We start from the raw sequence: 4,967 nt of genomic DNA, 5'->3' as shown, positions 1-4,967 counted from the left end.
TTTATAGTGATGCAATTAAGCATGAATTCAAAGAAATAGACAAAAATTATTCTGTATTAAAAGCTCAATCAGATATTAAAACGATTTTAAGTTCTTTAGAAAGTGACTTTGAAATTAGCTTACCAGATGATGTTAAAGGCAGAGTGAAAAGCATATGAAGTATTTTAAACTCTTCATTTTCGTTTTGTCAGCATATCCTGTATTCCCACCGCTCGGCGTAGGTGTGTCGTGAAGTCGTTGATGTGAATCAAAGACATGTTGTATAGAAGATGGTAGTAGGTCTACCGCAATCGCTAAGTAAGCGGAGTTTGCAAACCACCTCTCGGTGCTGTTTGGGTAACGAAATGGTGTTGAACGGAAAGAGGAAAAGGTTCACTGGACGGATCAGGTGCGAATAAGTGAGATGAACGGAAGTGAATCCCCGCTCAGCGTAGTCAAAAGTTCGTGATGACCCCCTGCTAGGAGTAGAATGTTGGCCTAGGTGTAATCCGTACCCCATCTGGGTGTAGATTGTCAGTGGTGGTGCCTAGGTGTAGGTTTGCAACTACGCCTTCATATCTTTCAGAATTTGTACTTCGGGCAATTTGATTTAGCTTTATTTATTGGAGAAGCTCGAAGATTTTCTTATTCAATTACTCGAAATCCCGCCACGGCGTGCAGGTATTTAGGATTTACAGGCTAAGTGAAGTAGTGAATTTTGAAGTGGTTCTCAATAGGATATTGGTAAGGATATGAGGGTGGAATTGCAAATTCCACCCAGCGCTCAATTGAACTTCCAATGTATTGAGAAAGTACTACGACCAAGAGGGGAATTCTAAATACAGGAATGAACACAGGAATTGGATGGTCAAATCATGGATCGAATCACGTATTTAGAGCCAAGTATAATGGTTTTAAATTTTTTCAAATTTATAAATAAAGAACTATGGGTAATTATAATTTCATGGAAAGCAAAAGAATAAGAGAGGCATTTAATGAGCTCAATGGATCTGCAAAAGAATTGTCAATTAAAATTTACAATATTTTAATTATTGATAAATTGCAAAAATGAAATTCTCCCAGGTAAATATTAATCATGAAAATAATCTATGTTCATTTATTCTATTCTCAAAAACTAAACAGTTTGCCAATTTTAAAATTGATATATACGAAAACTATTTTGACTTATTTATCAACAACGAGGAAGTGGTTATACAAAATAATATAGTTACTATTGGTGAATCATTTAGGTTTATTGAAGATTATTTAAAATCTAATATTGAGGAAATAATTGTAGAAAGTGATAAAAACAGGCTCTTAAAAAATCGAATCAACTTTTATTTACCAAATATGAAAATGAATTCAATCGGAAGTGTTTTACCGATTTCATTTTTGACAAGAAAAAAAAATAAGAGTATAGTGAAATATGAGGCTTGTATTAATGGATAGCCCCGCTCGGTGTAGTCAATAGTTCATGGGGACTAGGCGTAATCCGTACAGTAGTCGGATGCAATTATGCCTTTCTATCAATACAAATTTGTAATTTGTTCAAGATACAAGACAATATGAAAGAAGACCAATTTCAAATTGGTAAGGATATGAGGGTGGAATTGCAAATTCCACCCAGTCACCACATTGAATTGACTACCTCACAGGAGTAACAAGAACCTCACATTCTGGAAATCAGGTTGTAACAAGAAGCCCTACATCCAATAAAGTTGATAGGGCAGCTACCTATAATTATTATCAAAAAATGAAACAGAAGGGGTATAATGTGGACAGTCAACTTAAGAAATATGGGTTAAGAAATATGGGCCAAATAGATAAACTGGTATACACATGCTTGATTTTGGTACTGGTTTCTTGCCAGTCACCGAATGAAAAAATTAAAAAGGTGATAATAAAATACTTGCCCAAGGAAACTACGGTGATGATACCGGTGACTTGTGATAATTTGGAGTACATTGCTTCCGTATTGCTACAAACCAAAACAGTTACAGATAGGGCCTTTTTAGAACATCTGAATAAAGAGGTTAATAAACTGAAAACTGAACGGCAGGAAAAATCCATAGACATAAGGATCAAACTTCTAATAGAATATGAAAGTAGGTCAGATACCTTATGCCTTGGGGAGTTTTTCGACACTATATTGAATGGTGAATTGGTGGAGGACAACCCCAAGCTATTGGATCTTATAAAGTCGGAGATATATTAGGTATTTATAAGCAATGTTTTTCCCCCGTTGAGTGTAATTGAAAGTTGAATTTTAAAGAGGCGTTGACTGGGTGGAAGCCGTACAGTAGTCGGATGCAATTACACCTTCCTATTATATAGAAATTGTAATTTGGATTTCATTATGAATTTAATATTATTGATCTTGAACCAATTTCAAATTGGTAAGGATAGTAGGGTGAAGTTTCAAACTTCACTCAGTCACAGCCCTGATTTGACTACTCCTAGAAGTGGGAATTGCAAATTCCACCCAGCGTCAAGTTGAAATCAGAGGGCTAACCGATCACGCATACAATTTAATATTCGAGAAAAACTACACTATTTAACAGAAAGTTTTTTTCAATAACTTTAAATATTTAATGGGACCATGAGAACCTACATTTATTTCATTATTATTTTGCCTTTTTTTCTTTCTTGTAATAGCAATCTCGAAGATACTCCAACTAATGATATAGACAAAAATAATGAGGTGGAAAATTTGGCTCCTGAGGTCTTTAAAGTTTATATTGACAGCATTGCTTCGGACAAAGTATCTATTCGATGGGATGAAGCCAAAGATCCTGAGGGTTTTAAACCGAAATACCATATTTCACTTCAGGATAGTTTAATTCTCACTGACTTCATAAATAACAGCTACACAATAGAAGACCTAAAAGAATTAACGCTATACAAAGGTCAGGTAATTGCCGAAGATAATCTAGGGAAGCAAACAGCGGTTGAATTTGAGTTTACAACAACAAAATATTACCTCAATTTCTTAAAATATCTAAATTTCAACTTGGATCATGGATGTTCAGATGGTTTTATAAATTCTATTTTTGAGGCTGGAGACGGTAATTATTTTGTTTTGGGGAAAGCCTCTGAAAATGGATATAGTTATTTCAATTATGCTACTAAAATAGATCCTTTGGGTAATTCAATTTGGGTAAAATACTATCCGTATGATAATGGGTATATTTCGGATTTTGGTGCAGCTCGCACCAAAACAGGATTTTTAATAGTAAGTGATTATTATGTACTTAAGCTAGACCAGAATGGAAATGAAATTTGGGCTAAAGTCATTGACAAATTCAATAAGCAACAGGGTGGTGTGGAAATCATGGATATCGTTGAGGATCTGAATGGAGACATCTACCTCATAGGAGATACCGATTCAGAAAATGAAAATGTTATTCAACAGGGAGTATTAATGAAATTAAACGAAGATGGAAATATCCTTTGGAAAAAAGAATTCAAGGAATCGTTAAGAAATAACTTTAGAAAAATAATTATCACTCCTGATCAGAAATTATTGATTCTTGGTGCTCAAGATACAAGTGGCTGTACTCGCCAAGAATACAATTATGGTAATTGCAGTCAAATAGATTTTTGGCTTCTAAAACTTACTAAGGGTGGGGATATTTTATGGGAAAAAACCTATGGTGACCAACACTATGACTTTCCTGAATCTATAATCACACTTAGCAACGGTAATTATGTCTTTGGAGGATTTAGGTCTCATAAATTTAATTCCGATTATAAAGCGAGAATATTTGAAGTAAATCCTTTAGGAGAAGAAATTTGGAATTTAACCCATACAAATGGTCATTTTTATTCTATTAAAGAAACTTCTGATAAAGGCTTAATTGTTTTAGGTGGAGTAGACAATTTTGCCTACGCAACAAGAATTAGCTTAACCAAATTCAATCACAGCCGAATAGAAGAATGGAACTCCTCTTATGGTGAGGACTTTACCAATATTTACGCAAGAGATATTATTCTAGATTCAGACGAAGGTTTCAGAATTGCTGCAAGTTCATGGACTTTTAAAGCTTGCGATGGCAAAATCCTTTTTATAAAAACTGATCCATTAGGAAATTTCTAAGTATCTCCAATTTAAGACTAAAATAAATAATTTAGGCAAATCCCCCTACTAACCTTATAAATTTGTAATTGGTTTTTGTCAATCGTCTTACGCTAAAGCAAATAACAAAGTTACCTTGATATAAAGGCGGAGTTACAAACCCCGCCAGGCGGGCAGGTATTAGGGAAACGAAAGGATTTATTGATGTGGGTTATTGGTAGTTCAGGTTGATTATCAATTTCAATTTGGTATGGATAATAGGGTTAGTTTGCACCTACACCCAGTCACTACCATGGTATAACTACACACAGAGGGGGAATACAAATACCCTGAATCCTACGACTTAAATGAATATTCCAACAGATTGACACGAGTTACGGATCAGGTAAGTGGCACAAACCATCTTTCTAATGACTTCAAGCCCAATAAACAGTCCACACAGAATTATGGCTATGATGCCAACGGCAATCAGATCTCAAACAGTGATAAGAACATAGACCAGATCGAGTACAATCACTTAAACCTTCCCAGCCGGGTTACTTTTGCCTCAGGGGCCGGGAAAATCGAATATGACTATGATGCGGATGGAGTCAAACGGCAACAGCGGTTCTATACCGGTACGGTACTAAGTTCCACCAAAGATTACATCGGAGAATTTATGTTTGAATCCGGACAGCTGGATTACATCATCCATGAGGAAGGCCGGGTTGCTTATGAAAATTCGGAATTCAATTACGAATATTTTGTCAAGGATCATTTGGGAAATGTAAGACAGGTTGTAAGGGCCCCAGTTTGTGCAGAATGTCGAATCGCCACCATGGAAGCAGAGAATGCGGAGGAAGAAGAGAAATATTTTGAAGGAATAAGAGAATCCCGCCAGGGAGCAGGTGAGCACAACAAAACTCCCGGTGGA

General features: G+C 35.7%; 4 protein-coding genes. All 4 read left to right on the top strand.

Annotated elements, in window-relative coordinates:
- Positions 1–1,047 precede the first annotated feature (1,047 nt).
- A complete protein-coding gene (locus BVH02_RS21075) occupies positions 1,048–1,428 on the top strand; it encodes a hypothetical protein (RefSeq protein ID WP_086503449.1) in 381 nt (126 codons plus the stop codon).
- A 304-nt stretch (positions 1,429–1,732) separates the two neighbouring features.
- A complete protein-coding gene (locus tag BVH02_RS21070; protein WP_086503448.1) occupies positions 1,733–2,194 on the top strand; it encodes a hypothetical protein in 462 nt (153 codons plus the stop codon).
- Between the two features lie 384 nt (positions 2,195–2,578).
- Positions 2,579–4,075, top strand: coding sequence for a fibronectin type III domain-containing protein (locus tag BVH02_RS21065; protein WP_086503447.1), 1,497 nt, complete (start codon positions 2,579–2,581; stop codon positions 4,073–4,075).
- Positions 4,076–4,418: 343 nt separating this feature from the next.
- Positions 4,419–4,967, top strand: a 549-nt coding sequence (locus tag BVH02_RS21060) for a hypothetical protein (RefSeq protein WP_455423291.1), incomplete at its 3' end; no start/stop codon positions are given.

Origin of the sequence: Algoriphagus ratkowskyi (assembly GCF_002150505.1) — a bacterium.
GTDB lineage: Bacteria > Bacteroidota > Bacteroidia > Cytophagales > Cyclobacteriaceae > Algoriphagus > Algoriphagus ratkowskyi.
This window is presented reverse-complemented; position numbering and strand designations above follow the sequence as displayed.